General features: G+C 68.5%; 21 protein-coding genes and 1 riboswitch. Of the genes, 9 read left to right on the top strand and 12 right to left on the bottom strand.

What is annotated here, in order from left to right; all coding sequences use genetic code 11:
- Positions 1-28: 28 nt before the first annotated feature.
- Positions 29-2,266: a protein kinase domain-containing protein gene (locus tag JZ791_RS26645; protein WP_216897973.1), complete on the bottom strand. Its 2,238-nt coding sequence runs from the start codon at positions 2,264-2,266 to the stop codon at positions 29-31.
- Positions 2,263-4,665, bottom strand: coding sequence for a serine/threonine-protein kinase (locus JZ791_RS26640; RefSeq protein WP_216897972.1), 2,403 nt, complete (start codon positions 4,663-4,665; stop codon positions 2,263-2,265). The genes JZ791_RS26645 and JZ791_RS26640 overlap by 4 nt, the downstream gene beginning before the upstream one ends.
- Before the next feature lie 140 nt (positions 4,666-4,805).
- On the opposite strand from JZ791_RS26640, the gene JZ791_RS26635 reads away from it, so the two are divergent.
- Entirely contained in the window at positions 4,806-6,410 is a 1,605-nt protein-coding gene (locus tag JZ791_RS26635) for an amidase (RefSeq protein ID WP_254206340.1), read from the top strand.
- Positions 6,411-6,458: 48 nt separating this feature from the next.
- Here JZ791_RS26635 and JZ791_RS26630 read toward each other — a convergent pair whose 3' ends face one another.
- The 5 genes from JZ791_RS26630 to dacB all read right to left on the bottom strand — a co-directional run bounded on the left by JZ791_RS26630 (position 6,459) and on the right by dacB (position 11,928).
- Positions 6,459-7,364 (bottom strand): LysR family transcriptional regulator, encoded by a 906-nt coding sequence (locus JZ791_RS26630; RefSeq protein WP_216897971.1) that lies wholly within the window; start codon positions 7,362-7,364, stop codon positions 6,459-6,461.
- Positions 7,365-7,705: 341 nt separating this feature from the next.
- The gene (hpt, locus tag JZ791_RS26625) at positions 7,706-8,293 is read right to left on the bottom strand and encodes a hypoxanthine phosphoribosyltransferase (protein WP_216897970.1); all 588 of its coding nucleotides are present in this window, start codon (positions 8,291-8,293) and stop codon (positions 7,706-7,708) included.
- A 50-nt stretch (positions 8,294-8,343) separates the two neighbouring features.
- On the bottom strand, positions 8,344-9,339 hold the full coding sequence (tilS, locus tag JZ791_RS26620) for a tRNA lysidine(34) synthetase TilS (RefSeq protein ID WP_216897969.1): 996 nt from the start codon (positions 9,337-9,339) through the stop codon (positions 8,344-8,346).
- Positions 9,340-9,342: 3 nt separating this feature from the next.
- Complete coding sequence (locus JZ791_RS26615; protein WP_216897968.1) at positions 9,343-10,458, bottom strand: zinc-dependent metalloprotease; 1,116 nt, start codon at positions 10,456-10,458, stop codon at positions 9,343-9,345.
- Positions 10,459-10,470: 12 nt separating this feature from the next.
- Complete coding sequence (gene dacB, locus JZ791_RS26610; protein WP_216897967.1) at positions 10,471-11,928, bottom strand: D-alanyl-D-alanine carboxypeptidase/D-alanyl-D-alanine endopeptidase; 1,458 nt, start codon at positions 11,926-11,928, stop codon at positions 10,471-10,473.
- 168 nt (positions 11,929-12,096) lie between these two features.
- On the opposite strand from dacB, the gene ppa reads away from it, so the two are divergent.
- Positions 12,097-12,588, top strand: coding sequence for an inorganic diphosphatase (ppa, locus tag JZ791_RS26605; RefSeq protein WP_216897966.1), 492 nt, complete (start codon positions 12,097-12,099; stop codon positions 12,586-12,588).
- Positions 12,589-12,640: 52 nt separating this feature from the next.
- On the opposite strand, the gene JZ791_RS26600 is transcribed toward ppa, so the two are convergent.
- The gene (locus JZ791_RS26600; RefSeq protein ID WP_216897965.1) at positions 12,641-13,462 is read right to left on the bottom strand and encodes a crotonase/enoyl-CoA hydratase family protein; all 822 of its coding nucleotides are present in this window, start codon (positions 13,460-13,462) and stop codon (positions 12,641-12,643) included.
- A gap of 167 nt (positions 13,463-13,629) precedes the next feature.
- On the opposite strand from JZ791_RS26600, the gene JZ791_RS26595 reads away from it, so the two are divergent.
- From JZ791_RS26595 to JZ791_RS26585, 3 genes are all read left to right on the top strand, one after another.
- Positions 13,630-13,950: a 2-oxo-4-hydroxy-4-carboxy-5-ureidoimidazoline decarboxylase gene (locus tag JZ791_RS26595; RefSeq protein ID WP_216897964.1), complete on the top strand. Its 321-nt coding sequence runs from the start codon at positions 13,630-13,632 to the stop codon at positions 13,948-13,950.
- 75 nt (positions 13,951-14,025) lie between these two features.
- Positions 14,026-14,499: a YbaK/EbsC family protein gene (locus JZ791_RS26590; RefSeq protein WP_216897963.1), complete on the top strand. Its 474-nt coding sequence runs from the start codon at positions 14,026-14,028 to the stop codon at positions 14,497-14,499.
- A gap of 110 nt (positions 14,500-14,609) precedes the next feature.
- Positions 14,610-15,074, top strand: a complete 465-nt coding sequence (locus tag JZ791_RS26585; RefSeq protein ID WP_216897991.1) for a flavin reductase family protein — start codon at positions 14,610-14,612, stop codon at positions 15,072-15,074.
- Between the two features lie 7 nt (positions 15,075-15,081).
- On the opposite strand, the gene JZ791_RS26580 is transcribed toward JZ791_RS26585, so the two are convergent.
- Complete coding sequence (locus JZ791_RS26580) at positions 15,082-15,825, bottom strand: LysE family translocator (protein WP_216897962.1); 744 nt, start codon at positions 15,823-15,825, stop codon at positions 15,082-15,084.
- Positions 15,820-15,933: riboswitch (SAM riboswitch) on the top strand. (Overlaps the previous gene by 6 nt.)
- 43 nt (positions 15,934-15,976) lie before the next feature.
- On the opposite strand from JZ791_RS26580, the gene JZ791_RS26575 reads away from it, so the two are divergent.
- Positions 15,977-17,296, top strand: coding sequence for an aminotransferase class V-fold PLP-dependent enzyme (locus JZ791_RS26575; RefSeq protein ID WP_216897961.1), 1,320 nt, complete (start codon positions 15,977-15,979; stop codon positions 17,294-17,296).
- A gap of 180 nt (positions 17,297-17,476) precedes the next feature.
- Here JZ791_RS26575 and JZ791_RS26570 read toward each other — a convergent pair whose 3' ends face one another.
- The 3 genes from JZ791_RS26570 to JZ791_RS26560 all read right to left on the bottom strand — a co-directional run bounded on the left by JZ791_RS26570 (position 17,477) and on the right by JZ791_RS26560 (position 18,861).
- Positions 17,477-17,665, bottom strand: coding sequence for a hypothetical protein (locus JZ791_RS26570; protein ID WP_216897960.1), 189 nt, complete (start codon positions 17,663-17,665; stop codon positions 17,477-17,479).
- Positions 17,666-17,686: 21 nt separating this feature from the next.
- Positions 17,687-18,148 carry a DUF2752 domain-containing protein gene (locus JZ791_RS45310; protein ID WP_308163107.1) on the bottom strand — a complete coding sequence of 154 codons (462 nt, stop codon included), beginning with the start codon at positions 18,146-18,148 and terminating at the stop codon, positions 17,687-17,689.
- Positions 18,149-18,231: 83 nt separating this feature from the next.
- A complete protein-coding gene (locus tag JZ791_RS26560) occupies positions 18,232-18,861 on the bottom strand; it encodes a TetR family transcriptional regulator (RefSeq protein WP_254206344.1) in 630 nt (209 codons plus the stop codon).
- Positions 18,862-18,964: 103 nt separating this feature from the next.
- On the opposite strand from JZ791_RS26560, the gene JZ791_RS26555 reads away from it, so the two are divergent.
- The 3 genes from JZ791_RS26555 to JZ791_RS26545 all read left to right on the top strand — a co-directional run.
- Positions 18,965-19,753 (top strand): SDR family oxidoreductase, encoded by a 789-nt coding sequence (locus tag JZ791_RS26555; RefSeq protein WP_216897957.1) that lies wholly within the window; start codon positions 18,965-18,967, stop codon positions 19,751-19,753.
- A 9-nt stretch (positions 19,754-19,762) separates the two neighbouring features.
- Positions 19,763-20,827, top strand: coding sequence for an NAD(P)H-dependent amine dehydrogenase family protein (locus JZ791_RS26550; RefSeq protein ID WP_216897956.1), 1,065 nt, complete (start codon positions 19,763-19,765; stop codon positions 20,825-20,827).
- A 417-nt stretch (positions 20,828-21,244) separates the two neighbouring features.
- On the top strand, positions 21,245-21,887 hold a 643-nt coding region (locus JZ791_RS26545; RefSeq protein WP_368858339.1), incomplete at its 3' end, for a WXG100-like domain-containing protein.

Here is a 21,887-nt window from a genome sequence, read left to right as displayed (position 1 = left end):
ACGGACGCTCGGCCGTCTGTGTGCTCGCTCACCTGCTGTGTCCCCCGTCGACACCGTCGACGCACCATCCCCGCAGGGCCCGCACATCCGCCTCGAGCAACCGAAACAGCCAATAGGTCAGCACGAAGGCCGCGATACCGCCCACGCTGAGCACCCGCAGCGCCACGATCACCTGCGCCAGCTGCCAGGTCGGCACGAAGGTGACGCTGACAACACCGACCAGCGGAACCGCGGCCGCCACCGCCAGATATACCGTGCTGCGCCGCTGCAGTCGCTGCAGTTGCCGACCGTCCGAGGGCCCGGCGCCGCCCATCACGAGCAGCTGTGGATACACCGACCGCACCACGTACACCGAGACCAGGAAGAATGGATAGGCCAGCGCGATCGCCGCACAGACCGCCTGCGCGGCGTAGAACTGCAGCACGCCGTGCGACGGCAGCACCACGCCGGACCACATCAACGCCGACGGCCACACGATCCCGGCCACCAGCCACAGCACGAAGGGCACCCACACCAGACGGTCCGCGATCGTGAGCGTCTGCGCCCGCAGCCGTGCCGGATCGGCGATGAACTCCCGCGACGGACCGGCGCGCGCGAGCCGGTACGCGGCCACGAAGGGCCCACGGCACAGCACCAGAATCAGAACACCCGCCACGGTGAACGTGGCCACGTTGTTGATCGCGACCACGGTGGCGAACCGCGCCTGAGCAGCCGCCGAGAGCCCATCGATGATCAGCACCTTGTTCAACCGGATGTTGTAGAGGCTGGCCAGCAGGTTCGGCAGCGCGACACAGATCACCGCGATCGGCGCCAGCCAGCCCCTGGTTCGGCGTCGCGGACTGTTCGGCGGCGGATCGACCAGGTCGCGGGCGCGCGGATCCAGGCACAGTTCCAGCTGACCGGCCAGATCCGCGCCGGACCGGCGGCGGCGCGCCGGATCCGGGTCCAGGCACTCGAGCAGCACGCGTCGCAGCGTGGCCGGAGTATCCGGCGGCAGCCGTGCTATCGCGCCGGCGCCGACACCGGCCCGGCGCCGGCGAAGCAGTAGCGCGACCGCTTCATCGCGGCCGGCGTCATCCGAGACTGCGGGCGTATCGTCGAATGGGTTTGTGCCCGTGAGTATTTCCCAGAGCAGTACGGCCAGGGAATAGATGTCGCCGCGCGCGTCCGGCTCGGGCGCGTCGGGATCGTGCAATGCGGCCAGCTGCTCCGGCGACCAGTAGGACCATCGAATACGTTGTGCCGCAGCAGTGTTCGGACTCCTCAGCGAGAAATCGGCCAGCTGGGGAACACCCTCCGCGGTGAACAGCACATTCGAGGGCTGAATGGCGCGATGTGCGAGCCCCTGATGGTCGGCGTAATCCAGCGCCGTCGCCAGTCGGCGTCCCAGCCATGCCACGGCCTCCGGCCACGACAGGGCCGAGAGCTCCGCCCGCACACTCGAATCCGCCAGGCGAATCTCCCCCTTGGCGGCCATGGCCGCATCCACCGACCGCAGCAGCAGCGATCCGTCGAGCGTTGTCGCGGTGCGCCGCAGGCGGATCAGGTCGTCGCCGCTGCCGCCCGGCATGTACTGCATGTACTGCAACCGCAGAATCTGCCGCGCGCGCGCCGGGACCAGCCGCTGGTCGAATACCCGCACGATGTACCGATGATCCAGCTGCGCGACGGTGTGCGCGTCGTGCCCGGCGCCCACCTCGACCCGGACCGCGACCAGCCGCTGCATCGAACGCTGCCGTGCGAGAAACACTTTCGCGGACTCGTCACCGCCGAGCACGGTGAGCAGGTCGAAATCGTCCAGTGTCGCGCCGATCTCGACATCGGCGGGCAGGATGCCGACCGCCGCGGGGTCGGCCGGATCACCCTCGGCGGGCGGCGGGTCGTCCCGGCCGTTCAGCAGCGTTCGCAGCCGCACAGCCAGTTCCGGGAACTCCGGGGCGTACTCACCGACGAACTCCGACACCGCGATCCGCCGATACTGTTGCCGCACCGCGTATTCCTCGCAGACCAGCTCGACGAACCGCGGTCCGCCGGCCAGTTCGGGGAACTCGCGCGCATAGTCCACCATCCGCCTGCCCGGGGCCCCGGGGCGCTGCCAGCGCTGGCGCATGTCGATGCGAACCAGATCGGCGAGCACCGAGAGCCGCACCGCGCTGCCATCGGGAACGTAGTGCGACAGCCGTGGCGGTTCGGCCCGCGTCCCGCGCAGGCTGGCCTCCCAATCGGCGGCGAACCGCGCGACGGATTCCGTCGCCGCGTCGCTCACCTCCGGCCCGCCCCCGTGGGCTCCACCACACGCTCCAGTGCGCGCAGATCCTGCTCGAGCGCCCGGAACATGATGTAGGCGATCAGGAACGCGATGATCGCGCCGACGCACAACACCCGCACGACCTCGATGACGCCCGGAATATCCTGCGGCGGTAGAAATGTCACCCCGGCTACGGCAAGCAGCGGCACGGAGGCGACCACGGCCAGATAGGTGGTGCTGCGGCGCGCGAGGCGCCGCAGCGCGCGTGCCTCGCGCGCACCGAAGTCGCCGTGCCGCAGGAAAATCGGATAGATGCACCGCATCATGTAGAAGGTCACCAGGAAGAACGGATAGGCCACCGCCATCGCGCCGCACACCAGCATCGAGAACAGGAAGTGCACCAGCACCTGCGGGGTGACCTCACCGGTCTCCAGCTCGATGATGATCGGGAAGGTGATCGCCGCCAGTCCCCACAGCGAAAAGACCACCACCACAGTGCGATCCCCCAGCAGCAGGGTCGCGGATCGGGCCTGCGCCAGGGTCGCCGACGTGTAGGCGCGTCCTCGGTGCAGGCCGTACGGCACGGCGATCACCCGTCGTGACAGATAGATCAGCACCATCATGCCCACGGGGAAGAACACGCCGTTCACCACGCCGGTCACCACCATGAAGGTGTGCTGGGCGGATCCGTCGAGCCGGTCGATGATCAGCGAGCGGTTGTTCTGGATGTTGAACAGCGACGCGATCACATTCGGCACCCCGATGGCCAGCGCGACCACCACCACGCGCCACGCCCGCAGCCGCAGCCGCCAACTGCCCGCGGGCGGATCGACCAGATCCCGGGCCCGCTGATCCAGGCAGAGTTCCAGCTGCTGGGCCAGATCCGTGCCGTTGGCCCAGCGGCGTTCCCGGTCGGGTTCCAGGCACCGCAGCAGCACCCGCCGCAGCGCGGCCGGGCAATCGGGCGGCAATCGCTGCAGGGCCGGATCGTCCACTCCGGACCGGCGCAGCGCCAGCATCTCGGACAGGGTGGTCGTGTCACCGCGATCGTCGGAAGCGCTCGCATCGGCGAACGGCTTCGCGCCGGTGAGCAATTCCCACAGCACCACGCCGAGGGAGTAGATATCCGCGCGAGTGTCCAGGTCCGCGGCGGTGCGCTGGTAATCGGGGTGGCAGGCCTCGAGCTGTTCGGGCGACATGTACGACAGCGAGCCGCCGAAGTAGGCGACCGGGCTGTCGTCCAGCAGCGCACTGCTGAAACTGATGTTGAAATCGGCCAGTTTCGGCACTGCCTCGGCGGTGAGCAGCACATTGGCGGGTTTCACGTCCCGATGCAGCACGCCGTGCGCATCGGCGTAGGACAGCGCCTCGGCCAGCCGCCGCCCCAGCCACGCCACCGTTTCCGGCCACGACAGCCCCGCGACCTGGGCGCGCACGCTCGAGTCGGACGGCCGGATCTCGCCCTTCTCCTCCATCGCCGCGTCGACCGCGTCCAGCAGCAGTTGCCCGCTGCGCTGGTCGGGCGGTGTGGCGCGCACCCAGCGCAGCACGCTCAGCAGCGTCCCGCCCGGCAGAAATTGCATGTACAGCAGCCGAAGCCGGCGCACCCCCGCCTGATATCGGTCCTCGGGATCCTCCAGCAGCCGTTGATCGAATACCCGCACGATGTAGTCGTGGTCGAGCTGGGCCAGCGTCTGTGGCTCGGTACCCCGGTCGGCGGAGATCTTGACCGCTACCAGACGTTGCAGGGTGCGCTGACGGGCCAGGAACACGCGCGCGAACGCGCCGCTGCCCAGCCCGGTGAGCAGATCGAAATCGTCGACGCGCTGGCCGATCTGGAATCTGTCCAGCCCGTCGGCCGGGGCCGGGTCCGCCATGAAGTCCGCGGTCGTGCGGGTCGGATCACCCAGCCAGGCGGCGGATGCCGTGTCGGTGAGCCCGGCCGCGCCGGCGGTGGTCTCGAATCCGCCGCGCCGGGTGCTCTGATCCTCGTCGTCGGCATTGAGCAGCTCGCGCAGTTCGGCCGCCTGCTCCGGATACTCGCGCAGACAGTCCCGGGGATCCACTCGGTCGCCGCTGTGGCGGCGGATGACGAACTCCTCGTACACCAGCCCGGCCGGAATGGCTGTCGGCGCCAGTTCCGGGAATTCGGCGCAGTAGTCGCGCAGCCGCTTGGGCGGCTGGACCGCGGTGGCATCCGGGCGGGCGGGACGACGTAGCCAGCGGTGCCGTAGATCGACCCGGATCAGCTCGACCAGCGCACCCAACCGCAGCGTCTGCGCGTCGGGTAGGTAGTCGGCGATCTCCGGTGGACGGCCCGAACTCTGCCAGGCCGCCGCGAACTCGGCGACAGCACCGAATTCCGTTCCGGCCACTGGCTGCTCGAACCGGCCACCGGAGCCGGGACTGTCACTCATCCACACACCTCACGCCCGGTCACGTCGGAAGATTGCGCCACACCCGACACCATCATCCCCCGATCGATGCCTAAATGATAATTTTCGCATCAGCACCGAATCAGCCCATTTCGACCACGACGCGACAGGGGCTTGACAGTATGCAGAACGAGGGCGCCGCCCTAGCCGACGCGATGACGACCACCGCCACCGGCGCCGCTCAGGAGGTATCGGTGAGCGAGCGCAGCGAGCGACCAGAAGACACAGCCGAGCCCTCGCTCGTGCCGGAGCGCAGCGGAGGCAAGAGCGAGCGCAGCGAGCGATCAGAAGACACAGCCGAGCCCTCGCTCGTGCCGGAGCGCAGCGGAGGCAAGAGCGAGCGCAGCGAGCGACCAGAAGACACAGCCGATCACGACACCAATCCCCCGCCGGACCTGCGCACGGCGACGGCCATCGCGGCCGCGGTGCGCGACGGCGCCGTTCGCCCCGAACGGATCGCCGAGGCCGCCCTGGAAAGAATTCGCCTCGGCGATCCGAAGGTGAACGCATTCAGCCTCGTTCGCGCCGAACAGGCCGTCGCGGAGGCCCGGGCGCTGGCCGAGCGTCCGGACCTGGACGCGCTGGCGCTGGCCGGTGTGCCGATCGCGGTGAAGAACAACATCGACGTCACGGGAGAGGTGACCCGGGGCGGCTCGCTGGCCGGTGACGAGCGCCCAGCGAGCGCCGACCATCCCGTGGTGCGGCGGTTGCGCGCGGCGGGCGCGGTGGTCGTCGGGCTCACCGAACTCCCGGAGTTCGGCCTGTTCGGCACCACCGACACCCCGGCGCGAATCACCCGCTCGCCCTGGAACACTCGCTACAGCGCGGGCGGCTCCTCCGGCGGGTCGGGCGCGGCGGTCGGCGCGGGTCTGGTGCCGGTGGCGCACGGCAACGACGGTATGGGTTCGATCCGCATCCCCGCCGCGGCGTGCGGCGTATTCGGCGTCAAGCCCGGCCGGGGGATGGTCCCGGCCGAGGTCGGCCTCGACTCCTGGGGCGGCCTGGCCGAGAACGGCGTCCTGGCCACCACGGTCGCCGATGCCGCGCTGGTGCTGTCGGTCCTGGCCGATCAACCCACCCTCGCCGATCTGGAGTCGCCGGCCGGACTTCGGATCGCACTGGCCGTCGGCGCGCCCTCGCCCCTGATGCGGGCCGACGAGCACTGGTCGCGGGCGGCCTCCGACGCCGCCCACGTCGCGCGGGAGGCCGGGCACACCGTGCGCGAGGCCGAGCTGCCGTACGCCGGCGCGACCACCGCTCTGACGTTGCGCTGGGTCTCCAACGCCGCGCGCGAGGCCGACGCCGTCGCGCATCCGGAGCGACTACAGCGGCGCACCCGCACACATATCGCCCTGGGCCGCGCGGTGTTGCGCGCGGGACTGGTCCGGCCGAGCCAGGTCGATCGCATCGAGGCCCGGCTGCTGGAGTTCTTCGACCAGCACGATGTCGTGATAACGCCCACCCTGGCCACCCCGCCGCCGCGAGCGGTGGCCTGGCACAGCCGCGGCTGGCTGGCGAATGTCGTGACGAACGCACGGTATTCGCCGTTCACCCCGCTGTGGAATCTGGTCGGCTGGCCCGCGGTGAGCGTGCCGATGGGACTGCATCCGCGCACCGGCACCCCCGTGGCCGCGCAGCTGGCCGGACCGCCCCGCAGCGAATCGACCCTGCTGCGCCTGGCCGCGCAGCTCGAGTCGGCTCACCCCTGGCGACGCACCGCGCCCTGATCCCGCAGCCGCGCTCGAGCAACTCGGGGCGCCGGCGGAGCGACGCGGTCAGTCTGCCGCCGCAGCGGCCACGGCGGCGACGGGGCCGTCGGCGCCGAAGCCGCCGGACAGCACCCGGTTCGCGAAGTCGAGGATGGTGGCGCGGTCGTCGTCGGCGCGCCAGGCCACGGCCAGCTCGCACGGCGGCAGGCCGGAGACCGGGCGCGCGGTCAGGCCCGGCCAGCGGTACATCGGCACATTGCTCTCGGCCAGCAGGCATACGCCGAGGCCGAGGCTGACCGCCTCGAGGCGCTCCTCCGCGGTCGCGGCGTCGCCGCCGATCTTCGGCTGGCGTCCCGCACGCGCGTCGTTGCCCAGCCAGAAGTCGCGGGCCGCGCCCGCCTCCGGCGGCATCGCGACGAACGGCTGGTCGGCCAGCTGGGCGAAGTCGATGACCTCGTGCTCGGCCAGCGCGTGGTTCTCCGGCAGCAGCACCCAGCGCGACTCGCTGCGCAACACCTGCCATCGATAGCGGCCCACATCCGGCACCGGCAGCCACATCAGCGCCAGATCCGCCTGACGTCCGGCCAGCCCGCTGGACGGGTCGGTCCAGGAGGCCGAGTGCAGTGCGAGCCGATGCCCGCTGGCGCTCTCCAGATCCGCGACCAGGCCGCGCCCGATCGAGCTCTGGATGCCGATGCGCAGGACCTCACCCGCCTCCTGCAGCGCGACGTTGGTGACCTCCCACAGCTCGAGGATCTTGCGAGCCCCCTCGAGCAGTTCCTTACCCGCCACGGTCAGGGCCACGCTGCGCTGGTTCCTGTCGAACAGCACCACATCGAGCTGACGCTCGAGCTGGCGGATCTGCCGCGACAGGGTGGGTTGGGCGATGTGCAGCCGCTGAGCGGCATTGGTGAAGTGCAGTTCCTCAGCGACGGCGACGAAATACCGCAGGTCGCGCAAATGCGGGTCCATAGCACCTTGCTATCAGAATCGATGGTGAAAATCCAGCGGTATCAAGGCCCACAGTCTTGATTGTGGGCAAGAAACAGCCAGCAGGTTTGTTAAGGACAGCATATTGCCTAACCAAAACGGCCGCGCACGCGCCTCCGCGAATTTCCGGAAACCCCCCACGACCCCGCCGAATCGAGTATTCAGCCGACAATAAAGAAGATCGACCAGCAGTAACGGCGATCACCACGAACCGCAACCCTCCACACAGCAGGGTTGCGCACCCCCGATCGCCGTGCCAGCAACAACGGCTCGGCCCGGTCGGACGGGCCGTGTTATAAAACTGTGATTTTAGTCACACTTAGTCAAGCACTGTAAACCTTGGGATCCAGCGTGCCGATGTAGGGCAGATCCCGGTAGCGCTCGGCGTAGTCCAATCCGTAGCCCACGACGAATTCGTTGGGTATGTCGAAACCGACGTGCGCGACCTCCACCTGGGTCCGCAGCGCGTCGGGCTTGCGCAGCAGCGTCACCACCTCGAGCGAGGCCGGATTGCGGCTGGACAGGTTCCGCTTGAGCCAGGACAGGGTCAGGCCCGAATCGATGATGTCCTCGACGATCAGCACATTGCGTCCGGCGATGTCCTTGTCCAGATCCTTGAGGATGCGCACCACACCCGAGGAGGAGGTGGACGAGCCGTACGAGGAGACGGCCATGAATTCCATCTGAGTCGGAATCGGCAGGGCCTGCGCCAGGTCGGTCATGAAGAAGATCGCGCCTTTGAGGACGCCGACCAGGAGCAAGTCCCCCTCCGGACGAAGTGGGGCGGCGGTCCCATCGGACTCGGGTACATCCGTCGAATATCTTTTGGCGATGATTTCGGCCAGTTCACCGACCTTCGCTTGGATCTGTTCCTGGGTGATCAATACCGACGCGATGTCGTCCCCATACACGTGCGTGGGTTCCCTTCGGTGATGATCCGGCGATGATCCCGATCGCCGGATCAATGTGGTGTAAACGCCAGCGTCAGCTTCCCATGTTCGCGTTTGGCAACCAACCTCGTCCCCGGCTTCGCACCGCCCACGGCCACCCCGCCCTGGCCCCGCCAGTTCGTGACCAACGCGTCGACCGCGCGTAAATGCTTGTCCGTCAATGCTTTTGCGCCCGCGGCCAGCAGCCAGGACCGGATGGCGCGTCGGCGCAGCGCCACCGGCGCAGTGGCGAGGGTCTCTATCGAGAGTGATCCGGCATCACTCGCGGCGTTCAGCAACTTTTCAGCAAGCTCATCGAGGACGGCGCCGTCCTCGCGCAGTTGCTCGGCCGTCCGGGCCAGCGCCGGGGCGACACCGCCGCCGAGCACCCGTTCCAACAACGGCAGCACCTCGGTGCGCAGACGCACCCGCGTGAACTCGGGCGAGGCGTTGTGCGGATCCTCGTGCGGGGTCAGGCTCAGGTCGGCGCACAGCTCCCGGGTCGCGGCCCGGCGCACACCCAACAGCGGACGGCCCCACGGATCGGCGAAATCGGCCATACCGCGGATCGAGCGCGCGCCCGATCCGCGCGCGAGCCCCAGCAGCACCGTCTCGGCCTGATCGTCGAGGGTATGGCCGAGCAGCACGGGCAGGCCGCCGCGCGCCGCATCGAGCGCGGCGTATCGAGCACTGCGGGCGGCCGCCTCGAGACCGCCCTCGCCGGTCACCTCGACCGTGAGCACCCGCGCCGACCGGCACCCCAGCCCCAGCGCGATATCGGCCGCCGCGGCGGCCACGGCCTGCGACCCCGCCTGCAGCGCGTGGTCCACGATCAGCGCGTCGACCACCTCGGCCTCCGCGACGGCCGCCGCCGTCAGGGCCAGCGAATCCGCACCCCCGGAGAGGCCCACGGCAACGACACCGTTCGGCGCGTAGCGCCCCAGCCAATCGCGCACGGCATGTCGCAGTTCCAGCGCCGCCGGGGTCTGCGGGAGCGGCCGTACCCTGTCACCGCCCGGCGCCGCCATGCCTCAGCCCAGCACCCGGGCGATCCAGCGCCCCGGCTCGGCGATCTCATCGGTGCGCGGCAGGGTCTCGGCATCGGTCCACACCGTGTTGAAACGCGCCATGCCGACCCGGCCGACCACCTCGTCCACGAACGCCTTGCCACGCACGTACTGGGCGACCTTGGCGTCCACCCCGAGCAGCGCGCGCAGCAGCCGCTGCAGCGGATTCGCTGGACGGCGACGGCGCTGATCGAAGGCCTGCCGGATCTGCTCCACCGTCGGAATCACCGCCGGACCGGCCGCGTCCATCACATGGTCGGCGTGCCCCTCCAGCAGCGTGCCGAGCATCAGCAGCCGATCCAATGCCTCGCGCTGCGCCGGGGCCTGGGTGGCACGCAGCAGGCCGAGCACGCCGCGGTCGGCCGGATCCGCGCTCGCATCGCCGGACCGGCGCTCGCGCACCTCGTCCATCAGGCGCGAGAGCATCTCGGTGAGCGGCTCGTCGCCGACGTCACCGAGGACCTCGACATTGTGCTTCATATAGTCGCCGAGCCAGGGCGCCGAGGAGAACTGCACCCGGTGGGTCACCTCGTGCAGGCACACCCACAGCCGGAAGTCGGCGGGCGAGGAGACGCCCAGGGCGCGCTCCACCATGACGATATTCGGCGCGACCAGCAGCAGCGTGCCGTCCGGGCCGCTGAACGGGTCGTACTGGCCCAGGATGGCCGTGGACAGGAAGGCCAGCATCGCACCCGCCTGCAGCCCGGCCGGCTTACCCCGCAGCCGACCGCCCTCGCCGGCACCGACGCCTGTCAGCTCGGTCATCGACGCGGCGGCCGCGTGGATCCAGCCCGGCCGGTCCACGATCCTGGCCTCCGGTATCGCACCGTCGTCCGCGAGCAGGCTCACCTCCCGCACCGGGCCCTCCGCGCGCGCGGAGACCTCGGCCAGCTCCGCGACGACCTGTTCGGCCGAATATCGCGACGTCCGGGGTCCAGCCGGGACAAGAGCCGCGCCGGCACGGGCGGCCAGCTGCCAGTCGATCGCGCCGGCCAACGTCGAATGCTTGGGTTTGCGAATCAGCTCACCCGTCGCGGCATCGACCAGGACCTGCTCGGCTTGTTCTTCGGAACCGGTCATCTCATCCACCCGTCAGGAGCATCCACAGTTACGCAGCGTCGCGACAACGGCATCCAGCGCCAGCCGGCTCGGATCCGTCGACCCACCGTTCGACATCAGCGCGAAGGTCAACACCCGGCCGTCGTCATCCAGGACATACCCGGCCAACGCGCTGGAAACCGACAGAGTTCCGGTCTTGGCCCGCACCCATCCCGCGGCGACCTTGTCACGCGGGGTCGTGTAGCGGTAGGCCAGCGAGCCGGTACCCGCCCCGACCGGCAGATAGTCCAGCAGCGGCGCGAGCGGATTGCCCGTACTCGCCGAGGTGGCGCCGACCGTGGCGCTCTCGGTAGTGTTCTGGCCGGCGCCCTGTGGTCCGGCCGCCGCCTCGGCGATGATCTTGTTCAGCAGCCGGGCCGGGATGCGGTCGTCGGTGGACAGCCCGCTCGTGTCGTGCAGCACCACCCCGGAGGTATCGAATCCGGCCGCGTTCAACGCCGTCAGCACGGCCTGCGCGGCGCCGGCGAAGGACGGCTGGGCGCCGGTGGCCGCCGCGACCTCGCGGCCGATCGACTCGGCGACCACGTCGTCGGAGTCCGTCATCATCTGCGTCAGCCGCTCCCACAGCGGTGCGGACTGCACCTGCGCGACCGGTGTGGCGTCGGCCGGGGCCTTGCCCACGTGCACCTTGGCCGGATCCATCCCCAACTGCTGGGCCAGCCGCCGTCCGACGTCCAGCGCCGGAGTCGGGGTGCGCGGTGCGTATTCGGCCGAACCCAGGCGTCCGCCCTCGAGCATGACCGGTTCGATCGGCGCCCAGGAACCACCCGCGATATCGGCGGGGTCCCAGCCCGGCGCCTGCGTCGGACCGGTGTAGGCGGAGTTGTCCACCACGATGCTGCCGAAGGTGCGGCCGGTGGCGCGGATCCGCGAGACCAGATCGGACAGTTTCGGGCCGTCGGGGTAATACCCCTTGCCGTCGGGGTTCGCGGTCAGGGTCGGATCGCCGCCGCCGATCAGGACGAGTTCGTTCTCCTCCGGTGCGGCCACCACGCGGGTGGTGACGCGATGATCGGCGGGCAGCACCAGCAGCGCGGCCGCCGAGGTGAGGATCTTGGTGGTCGAGGCGGGGATGACCGGCTTGTCCTGGCCGGAACTCCACAGCGCGGCGCCGGTCGCGGCGTCGGTCACCACACCGCTGAACGCACCCAGATCCGGGCTGGCGATCACCGGGGCGAGCGCCGAGGTCAGGCCCTGACTGCTGGGTTCGGGAGCATTCGGAGAAGCCGCGGCCACCTGGGGCGAGGGCGCGACCGGAGCGGGCGCCGCGGTGATCTTCAGCCCGTGGTGCCGGAATTCCTCGGTCCACGGCTTGAACCTGACCGCCGCCGCCGCGGCTACCGCCACGACCACGACGAGGCCGACGCTCACACCGATCCACAGACCCCGGTGTCTGCCACGACGGTTTCTCCTGTTATTTCGCCCTGCCACCTGACCGTAGTCTCCCTCTCGAGCCCTGCGACACCGCTGTATCGCGTCCCTGCCGCACCGGTGCGCCCACCGACCACACTATCCTCACTTCGCCGGCGTTCCGCCGAACGAACTGGCGAGTCGAGCCTGCCCCGAGTACGAACACGAGCATCAGACGAAGGAGTTGACGTGGAGTTCGACGTCACCATCGAGATCCCCAAGGGCCAGCGCAACAAGTACGAGGTCGACCACGAGACCGGACGGGTGCGGCTGGACCGCTACCTTTACACCCCGATGGTCTACCCGGCCGATTACGGCTACGTCGAGAACAGCCTCGGCTCGGACGGCGATCCGCTGGACTGCCTGGTGCTGCTTCCCGAATCGGTCTACCCCGGTGTGATCGTGGAGGCCCGTCCGGTGGGCGTGCTCATCATGAGCGACGAGGCCGGCGGCGACGAGAAGATCGTCGCGGTGCCCGCCGGTGACAAGCGCTGGGACCACATCCAGGACGTCACCGACATCCCGGAGTTCGACCGCAAGGCCATCGAGCACTTCTTCGAGCACTACAAGGATCTCGAGCCCGGCAAGTGGGTCAAGGTCGACGGGTGGGGCGACAGGGCCAAGGCCGAGACCCTCGTCGACGAGGCCTTCGCGCGTCTGAAGGAGCAGGGCGGGCACTGATGACCACCCCTGGCCCGGTGGGAGATCTCCCACCGGGCGTCGGCGGGTGAGTTCAGCGTCCCTTGTAGTCCGGCGAGCGCTTCTCGAAGACCGCCTGCATGGCCTCGGTGAGATCCTCCGAGGGCAGGAATGCCGCGTTCCACGCCGAGACGTAGCGCAGCCCGTCGGCGACCCGGCCGGCCCGGGGCTGGTCCAGCACATCCTTGATGCCCTGCACCACCAGCGGCGGATTCGCCGCGATATCCGCCGCCAACTCGTGCGCGGCAGCCAGGACCGCGTCCTGATCCGGGTGGACGTCGTTGACCAGACCGATCTTTTCGGCGCGGGCGGCGTCGATATCCTTCGCGCTGAACGCGAGTTCGCGCAGATGCCCGTCGCCGATGATGCCTGGCAGCCGGTGCAGCGAGCCGATATCCGCGACGATGGCAACCTTCGCCTCGCGCAGGCTGAATTTCGCGTCGGCGCTGGCCAGCCGGATATCGGCGGCGGCGATCAGATCCAGTCCACCACCGATGCACCAGCCGCTGACCGCGGCGATCACGGGTTTGCGGCAGTCCGCGACGGCGGTGACCGAGGCCTGCATCCGGCGCACCTCGTTCAGGAATTCGGTGCGCGGTGCGGCGAAGGCGCGCTCGGCGAGCAGCGGCCCGAACGTCGGGGCCATCGCGGGCAGATCCAGCCCGTAGGAGAAGTGCTTGCCCGAGCCGGTGAGCACCACCGCGCGCACCTCGGGATCGGAGTCGAGTTCGGCGAAGATCAACGGCAGCTCGCGCCAGAAATCGGGGCCCATGGCGTTGCCTTTGCCCGGACCCGTCAACGTCACCTGCGCGATCTTGTCGCGGTGATCGACGGTAAAGGCCTTCCATTCGGTCATCTGCCCAGCGTAGCGGCCCTTCCCGGAGGTACGGACACCCATGTAAAAGGTCCGCAAAATATAGTGTGCCGCAGTGCCATCACCCCTCGATCGGACGGATTATTCAGTGATATGCCCCTATCCCCTCGGTATCCGGAGATCCTCGATTTGATGCGCACAGGTATGTCATGTTGATGCACAAAGGTCTCGGGCTGGACCGGTTCAATGCGTTGCCCCGCACGAGCGCGGTACACGCGCTGTACGAATGCTGCGGCCATGTCACGTGGTCCGAACGGCTCGCCGACGCGCGCCCCTATTCGGATCGTGACGCGCTGCTCGCGACGGCCGCCGTCGAAATTCTCGCGTTGTCCAGGGACGATCTGGATCGGTCGTTCGATTCGGTTGCCCGCGAACCGGTTTCCGAGCGTACGGCGCAGGAATTGGCGCGCATCACCCGCGATCGGATCGAGGGGATGCTCGGGCCGCTGATCGGCTATCCCGAATACTGAGCTGCCTGCCTCGCCGGGCGGCCATCCGCGAAGTTCCACCCGGCGACAACCCGGCATCGGCTCTACTCTGGTGCCATGGCCAGGTCGTTACCCACTGTCGCAACCCGGGTTTCGGACACGCTCATCGCCCGCGGCCACCACGGCGTGATCCTCACCCAGACCAAACCCACCCACACCGCCGAGGAGGCCGCGCAAGCCCTCGGTGTCGACGTGGGCGCGATCGCCAAATCGCTGGTGTTCCTCCTGGACGACGACCCGGTGCTGTTACTGGTGTCCGGCGCGCATCAGGTCGATCTGGCGCGCACCGGACAGCGATTACAGGGCGCGCTCACCCGCGCACCGGTCACCATGGTGCGCGAGGTCACCGGGCAGCCCATCGGCGGGGTCGCGCCCGTCGGGCATCCGACCAACCTGTCCACCTATGTGGACAACGCGCTGTCGCGGCACCGCGAACTGTGGGCCGCGGGTGGGCATCCGAATACCGTCTTCCGCACCTCCTTCACCGAGTTGGTACGGATCACAGCGGGCCTGGCGATCGACGTCGACTGACCAGCCGAATGGACCACACCGGAATATTCGCCGGACACGCGACGTAGGTTGGTTCTGTGGAGAGAGTGGACGATCTCAGCGGTATCACCGCCGCGCAGTTCCGCGCGGCGATGCGGCATTATCCAGCCGGAGTGACGATCGTCACACTCGGGCAGGACGACGGCCCCGTCGGTTTCACCGCGACCTCGTTCGCCTCACTCTCCGCCGAACCACCGTTGATTTCCTTCAATATCGCGCACACCTCATCGAGCATCGAGGCGATGTCGGCAGCCGATTCACTCGTGGTGCATTTCCTGGGCGAACACCAAAAACATCTGGCGCAACGATTTTCGCGCGACGCGACCGACCGTTTCACCGATTCCTCGCTGTGGACCCCCCTGGACACCGGCGAGCCGGTATTACACGGCACCCCGCTGTGGGTCCGCGCCACGGTTCACCAATTGCTCCCGATCGGCGACCACACCCTGGTCATCGCGCTGGTCACCAGAGTCCACGACAACACCGACGAACACCCCATCGCCGCCCCCCTGGTGTATTACAACGGGGCCTACCACGGCGCGCACGAAATGCGGTGAAATACTTTCACGTCGCCGAGGCGATGGTGCCGATTCCCAGGGCGGCGAGCACCCCGGCGCTGATCTGCTCCAAGCGATCTCGCACACGCGGCCTGCGCAGCAGCGTGACAGTCCGTGCCGCCGCGATAGCGACGAGTGTCAATACCGTTCCGCCGATGCAACATTCGATCGCCCCGAGGGTCAACGTGCCGGCGAATGTCACCCGGGTCAGGAACTGCGGAAGCACCGCCAGATAGAACAGACCCACCTTCGGATTGAACAGGCACGACACCAGCCCCGCGGCGAATGCCGAACGCGCCGGGATCATTCGGGCCGTCGCCTCCGAGGAGAACGCGGATCCGGCGCCCGCCGCCCGCCGATGTGCGAGCAGTGTACGAATTCCCAAGTACAGCAGGTAGATTCCGCCGATCACCTTCAGGATCCGATACGTCGTCGCGGACTCCTGCAACAACGTCGCCACGCCCGCGGCGACCACCGTGGCCCACACCATTCCGCCCAGCGCCGAGCCTAGGGCCGCGGCGATCGCCGGGCGCCGTCCGGACATCGCGAAGCGCAGCACGAGGAAGGTGTCCGGTCCGGGGGTCAGGGCCAGCAGGGCGCACAGCCCGATGAAGCCCAGCAGCAACGAGACGCTCACCGATCCACGGAAGCGCAGTTCAGCGGCGATGACAAGCGAATATTGGCGCGCCGACACGATCGGGGTGGGAGTTGACAAGGTCTCCGGACATCTGCCAACCTGGTGCCAGGTCATGAGTGCCAGCGTCAAGCCCCGGCTAGCTGGTCGGCAACCCTCCTCCGCGGCGGGGTGCTCCGGGTGACGACCGGGCCGTAGCCCGACCGGGTGCGGCAAGCGCGGACTCCGTTGATCATTTCCCCGGGGTCCTCACCCGATGGGATTTGTGATGACTGCCGTACTCGATTCCAGCTGCGCCCCGATCGCCCGCGTCTCCGGATGTGATCTGCGAGTTCCCTTGGTACAGGGCGGAACTCGTGAATACGCCAACTTCGACTACGCGGCAAGCGCGCCCGCGCTCGCCCAGGTCGCCGACCGGGTGAGCGAACTGCTGCCGTACTACGCCAGCGTGCACCGCGGCGCGGGCTACGCCTCGCGCATCTCCACCGACTGCTACGAGAACTCCCGCACCGCGGTGGCCCGCTTCCTGCACTGCGCCGACGACCAGGTCGTCGTGTTCACTCGCAACACCACCGATTCGCTGAACCTGCTGGCCTCCTGCGTACCCGGCGACACCGTGGTCCTGGACATCGAACATCACGCCAACTTCCTGCCCTGGACCCGCCACGGCCGCCGCGTGGTGCGCGCCGCGGACACCGTCGCGGAGACCATCCGCCGCCTCGTCGCCGAACTGTGCGTCAAACCGGCGGCGCTGCTCGCGATCACCGGTGCGTCCAATGTGACCGGCGAGGTGCTGCCGCTGCGCCGCCTGGCCGATATCGCCCATCAGTGCGGGGCCCGAATCCTGGTCGACGCCGCGCAATTGGCGCCGCATCGCCGGATCGACCTGTGCGCCAACGGAATCGACTACCTCGCGTTTTCCGGGCACAAGCTGTACGCGCCGTTCGGTGCGGGCGTGCTCGTCGGCCGCCGGGACTGGCTGGACGCCGCGGCGCCGTATCTGGCCGGTGGCGGCGCGGTGCGCCAGGTCTCCACGACCGGCGCGGACTGGGCGCCCGCACCCCAGCGCCACGAGGCCGGATCGCCCAACGTGTTGGGTGTCGCCGCCCTGGCCGCGGCCTGCGACGCGCTCGGCGCGATCGATGAGCGCACCGCCGCCGAGCACGAGCGCACCCTCGCGGAGCGACTGCGAAACGGGCTGAAAGCCGTTGCGGGCGTGAACTTCCTGCGGATCTGGTCGGACAGCGCGGACAGCGTCGGCATCGTCGCGTTCACCCTGGACGGATTCGAACCTGGTCGGGTGGCCGCCTACCTGTCCGCCGAATACGGCATCGGCGTGCGCGACGGCCGGTTCTGCGCGCATCCGCTCCTGGCCCGCCTCGGCGTGGACGGCGCGATCCGCGCCAGCATCGGACTGGGCACCTCCGCCGCCGACGTGGACCGTCTGGTCGATGCGATCGCCACCCTGGTCTCTCACGGCCCGGACTGGAACTACGCCTGCACCGACGGCCAGTGGAATCCGGTCCCCGAAACCCGCCCCGGCCTCACCCCGACGGCCACCACCGGCGCCACTCCCTGCACCCTCTGATCGCCCTGTCGTCTCCCCGTCATCCACACGTGTGCCACCCCGTCACCTCGGCATATGCCACTCCGCCATCCCAGCACGCTTTCGGGCGGGATCCACCGGAACCCCATCCATACCGGAGGTGGATTCACGCCGAAATCGTGCGGGAATGACGCGCAGGCACCCCAGGAACGACGTGCAGGTTCACGGCACCAGGTACCGCGCCGCGAGCTCCTCCACCAGCGGATCGTCCTCGGCGACCGCGTCGAGCGCCTCCAGGTCCTCCTCCACCGAGATCTGCCGGGGATCATCCCACTCGGCATCCGGAGCGCCGTCCTCGTTGAGCTGGCGCAGGAGCTTCTCGCGTATTCGAGCTTTCAGCGAATCGACCATGAACACCAGCATGCCGCATGCCTACACCGGCGTGAGCCAGGTGCCCCACGAGGTGTTACGCAGCACAGTGAACGCCGTGAGCAGTACGACCAGCACGATCAATGTGATCCGGCTCATCGAGAACGGGCGGGGCGACAGTCCGCGCCAGCGCCGCACCACCCAATCACCCCACCAGAGCGAAAAGCCGAGGATCAGCGGCAGCAGGAAGATATTGCTGTGCACCGCGTCCACGATCCGGCCTTCGGTCAGATCGTGCATCGCGCGCAGGCCACCGCACCCGGGGCACCACCAACCGGTCAGGGCGTAGAACGGGCAGATGCCGTACGAACCCTGGGAATGCGGGTCGTGGAAGTGCACCAGCGCCGCGGCGGCCACCGCCACGCCACCGACCAGCGTCGGCAGCCCGAGAGCTCGCCAGCCCGAAGGGCTTTCGGTCGGTCCGGTCGAATTCGGTGCGGCCCAGAGCCCGCCCACGGTATCCACAGCACCCACGGTAGCCGTCGCCGGCCGATGGCCGCCAGGTCGATCCGGCCACGTCCGACCCACCGCCGCCGACGGGCCGCCCGCTATGTGAGCAGCGCGCGCTCGACGATCGGGGCGGTCAGCACTCCGGCGAGCATATCGATGGTCTCGGCCCATGCCGTCACATCACCGGCCTCCACCTGCCCGTCCTCCACCGCGCGCTCGTGATCGGCGAGCAGGGCGAACAGCACCGTCGGCAGCCGCCGCAGCCGCCGCACGCGCAGCGCGGGAGCCAGCCCGGGCAGGCCGCGCCCGAGCCGGTGCATGATCACTCGCACCGAGGTGCGGCGCTCCCCGACCAGGTTGGCCTCGTCGGTCAACGCCGGATGGGTGCGGATCTGCTCGAGAAACCGCGCATAACACCCGATTCCGTGCCGGGCGCCCAGTTCGAACATCGGCACGACGAGGACCTCCAGCAGGGTGTGCACATCGTCCGGTGAGCCGTGCGACGAGAGCGCGCGCTCGGCCAGCAGTTCCAAGCGCCGCACCTCGAGCATCGCGATGCGCTGCGCGACCACGGCCTCGATGAGCCCGTCCCGGGAGCCGAAGTGGTACTGAACCGCGGAATTGTTGCGCTGCCCGGCCGCCGCCGCGATATCGCGCAGCGGCACGAACTGCCCGCGCTCGGCGATCAGCCGCTCGGCCGCGAGGATGATCCGCTCCCTCGCCGTCATTTCTGCCACATCATGCAGGTTAGCGGGCGAAGAACGATCTCTTGACAATTAAGCACAAGTTCTTAAGACTTCGTGACCGGAACCACACCGAGAGGAATTTCGAATGATCCTGGACAACTTCCGCCTCGACGGCCGCGTCGCCGTCGTCACCGGCGCGGGGCGCGGCATCGGCGCGGCCACCGCCCTGGGCCTGGCCGAGGCGGGCGCCGACGTCGCGATCGCCGCCCGCACCACCGCACAACTGGACGAGGTGGCCGACAAGATCCGGGCCCTGGGCCGCCGAGCGGTCACCGTCCCGTGCGACCTGTCGGACCTGGCGACCGTGACCGCGTTCGCCGAGACCGCCGCCGAGCAACTCGGCCGCATCGACATCGTCGTGAACAATGTCGGCGGCACCATGCCCAATACCTTCCTGACCACCACCCCGGAGTTCCTCGAGGAGGCGTTCCGGTTCAACGTGTCCACCGCGCACGCGCTCACCCAGGCCGCCGTGCCGCATATGCTGCGCGGGGACGGCGGTTCGGTCGTCAACATCTCCTCGATGATGGGCCGCAGCCCGGGACGCGGATTCCTGGCCTACGGCACCGCGAAGGCCGCCCTGGCGCACTGGACCCGGCTGGCCGCGACCGATCTGTCGCCGCGCATCCGGGTCAACGCCATCGCGGTCGGCTCGGTTCTCACCTCGGCGCTGGAAGTCGTTGCGCAGCAACCGGAGATCAAAAAGCAGATGGAGGACGCCACCCCGCTGCACCGCCTGGGCGAGCCCTGGGAGATCGCCGCGGCGATCGTCTATCTGAGCTCCCGCGCGGGCGGCTACATCACCGGAAAGATCCTCGAGGTCGACGGCGGCATCGAGAGCCCGAACCTCGAACTGGGCGTTCCCGATCTGTGAGGACATGGCATGACATATCGCGTAGTGCAGTGGAGCACAGGCAATGTCGGGCGGTGGGCGCTGCGGTCCATCATCGCCCGGCCCGAACTCGAACTGGTGGGTGTCTGGGTTTCCGGCCCTGCCAAGGCCGGTAAGGACGCGGCCGAACTGGCCGGACTGGATCAGCCGACCGGCATCCTGGCCACCACCGACGTACAGGCACTGCTCGCGCTGCGGCCCGACTGCATCGTGCACACGGCCATGGCGGACGACCGGCTGATGGAGGCGGTCGAGGATCTGAAGATGTTCCTGCGGGCCGGGATCAACGTGGTCTCCAGCAGTCCGGTTTTCCTGCAGTTCCCCTACGGCACACTGCCTTCCGAGGCGATCGACCCGATCGTCGAGGCCGCCCAGGAGGGCGGCGCCTCACTGTGGGTGAACGGAATCGACCCGGGCTGGGCCAACGACTGGCTACCGCTGCTGCTGACCGGCGCGAGCGAACGCATCGATAGGGTCGTGTGCTCGGAGCTCATGGACTACTCCACCTACGACAATCCGAAGGTGTTGTTCGAGATCATGGGCTTCGGCAGCGATCTGGACGATCTACCGCTGCTGCTGCAACCCGGCGTGCTCACCCTGGCCTGGGGCAGCGTGATCCGCCAACTCGCCGCCGCGCTCGATGTCGAACTCGACAGCGTGACACAGGAATTCGAACGCCTGCCCGCCACAGAGCAGCTCGAGGTCTGCGGCCGTGCGATCCCCGTCGGCACGGCCGCCGCACTCCGCTTCCGGATCAGCGGAATCCGCTCGGGGCGCGAGGTTTTCGCCCTGCAGCACGTCACCCGCCTGCATCCGAGCCTGGCGCCCGATTGGCCGCAACCCGCCGGAAAGGGTTGCTACCGCGTCGAAGTCGAGGGCGAGCCGGATTACCACCTGGACCTGCAGCTCTACAGCGACGGCGATCACGCCCGCGCCGGCGTGGTCGGCACGGCGGCCCGGCTGGTCGGCGCCGTTCCGGCCGTGGTGCGCGCGCGGACCGGCCTGCTCACCGCGACCGACCTGCCCCTCACCACCGGTCGCGGGCTGGTTTCCTGACCGATCGGTCGGCCCGGATCGGCCCTAGCACATCGGGCCGATCCGGCCGTAAGCAGGCACGTAATACGCACGTAACTGTTATCGCTCACATGAAGAAACAACCTCGAGAACGATAACAGCCGGGGATCAGAAGATTGCGGTACCGTTTACTCCAGGAGCTGATCGCACGGGTTCCCGGGCCGGGCAGGAGTACACGTCGTGAACATTCAGAGAGCGGTATCCGATCTCACGAATTCGACTGACGCGCATGTACATTCGGTTGCCACGGCATTGCGATCGCAGTTCATGGCTGTTGCTGCGCCTACCCGGAGCCGGCTCGCCACAACCGGATCCGGCCCGCGGAACGTCACCTTCGAGGGTGACCTGCAGGGGAAGTTTTCGTTAACACTCGACTGTCGTTGATCGATGAGTTGAGCGATGAGTCTGGAAATCCCCCCCGAGCTGCAGTGGCTGGCGTATCTCGCTGGTTCCTCGTGGCCGAAGGGTGATGAGGACAAGCTTTTCGCGCTGAGCAAGGATTGGTCGAATTCGGCTGATTCGTTGAACGGGATCATCGATCCGTTGCACGCGGCGGTGGACAGTGCGCTGTCCGGTTATTCCGGTTCGGGTGCGGATCAGATGAAATCGCAGTTCGATCAGTTCTTCTCGGGGGACAACTCGGTCGAGTCGATGGTGAAGGGGCTCGAGCAGCTCGCGGACTCGGTGTTCGATATGGGTTCGCAGACCGAGTACGCGAAGTTGCAGATCATCATCACGCTGGCGTTGATGGCCGCGGAGATCGCGTATGCGCTTTCGACGTTGTTCGGTGCGTGGGCGGTGTCGTTGATCGAGGCCGAGGGGGCCGGGATCATGCGGTTGATCGCGCGTGAGCTGGCTGAGGCGTTGGAGGCGCAGGCGGTCAGAGTGGCCGAGCGGCCGTTGTGGAAGTTGACCGCGATCGAGGCGCTCAAGCAGGGCGGGATCGGTTTCGGGGCGGATCTTTTGGCGCAGGAGATCGAGGTCGGTCAGGGGCATCGTCATGGCATCAATTGGGTGCAGGCGATCGAGTCGGGGGTGACCG

It is taken from the genome of Nocardia alni, from assembly GCF_019038435.1.
Lineage (GTDB): Bacteria > Actinomycetota > Actinomycetes > Mycobacteriales > Mycobacteriaceae > Nocardia > Nocardia alni.
Note: the sequence above shows the minus strand (reverse complement) of the source record. Positions and strands in the feature narration are given on the sequence as shown.

Excerpts from the sequence above, each read along its gene's own strand:
- tilS (WP_216897969.1), bottom strand. The coding sequence starts at position 9,339 with ATGGCGGCGCCGGGCGGTGACAGGGTACGGCCGCTCCCGCAGACCCCG.
- JZ791_RS26640 (WP_216897972.1), bottom strand. The coding sequence starts at position 4,665 with ATGAGTGACAGTCCCGGCTCCGGTGGCCGGTTCGAGCAGCCAGTGGCC.
- JZ791_RS26615 (WP_216897968.1), bottom strand. The coding sequence starts at position 10,458 with ATGACCGGTTCCGAAGAACAAGCCGAGCAGGTCCTGGTCGATGCCGCG.
- JZ791_RS26635 (WP_254206340.1), top strand. The coding sequence starts at position 4,806 with ATGCAGAACGAGGGCGCCGCCCTAGCCGACGCGATGACGACCACCGCC.
- JZ791_RS26595 (WP_216897964.1), top strand. The coding sequence starts at position 13,630 with ATGTTGATGCACAAAGGTCTCGGGCTGGACCGGTTCAATGCGTTGCCC.
- JZ791_RS26570 (WP_216897960.1), bottom strand. The coding sequence starts at position 17,665 with ATGGTCGATTCGCTGAAAGCTCGAATACGCGAGAAGCTCCTGCGCCAG.
- JZ791_RS26550 (WP_216897956.1), top strand. The coding sequence starts at position 19,763 with ATGACATATCGCGTAGTGCAGTGGAGCACAGGCAATGTCGGGCGGTGG.
- JZ791_RS26555 (WP_216897957.1), top strand. The coding sequence starts at position 18,965 with ATGATCCTGGACAACTTCCGCCTCGACGGCCGCGTCGCCGTCGTCACC.
- JZ791_RS26590 (WP_216897963.1), top strand. The coding sequence starts at position 14,026 with ATGGCCAGGTCGTTACCCACTGTCGCAACCCGGGTTTCGGACACGCTC.
- JZ791_RS26630 (WP_216897971.1), bottom strand. The coding sequence starts at position 7,364 with ATGGACCCGCATTTGCGCGACCTGCGGTATTTCGTCGCCGTCGCTGAG.
- JZ791_RS26585 (WP_216897991.1), top strand. The coding sequence starts at position 14,610 with ATGCGGCATTATCCAGCCGGAGTGACGATCGTCACACTCGGGCAGGAC.
- JZ791_RS26580 (WP_216897962.1), bottom strand. The coding sequence starts at position 15,825 with ATGACCTGGCACCAGGTTGGCAGATGTCCGGAGACCTTGTCAACTCCC.
- JZ791_RS26600 (WP_216897965.1), bottom strand. The coding sequence starts at position 13,462 with ATGACCGAATGGAAGGCCTTTACCGTCGATCACCGCGACAAGATCGCG.
- JZ791_RS26575 (WP_216897961.1), top strand. The coding sequence starts at position 15,977 with ATGACTGCCGTACTCGATTCCAGCTGCGCCCCGATCGCCCGCGTCTCC.
- JZ791_RS26560 (WP_254206344.1), bottom strand. The coding sequence starts at position 18,861 with ATGACGGCGAGGGAGCGGATCATCCTCGCGGCCGAGCGGCTGATCGCC.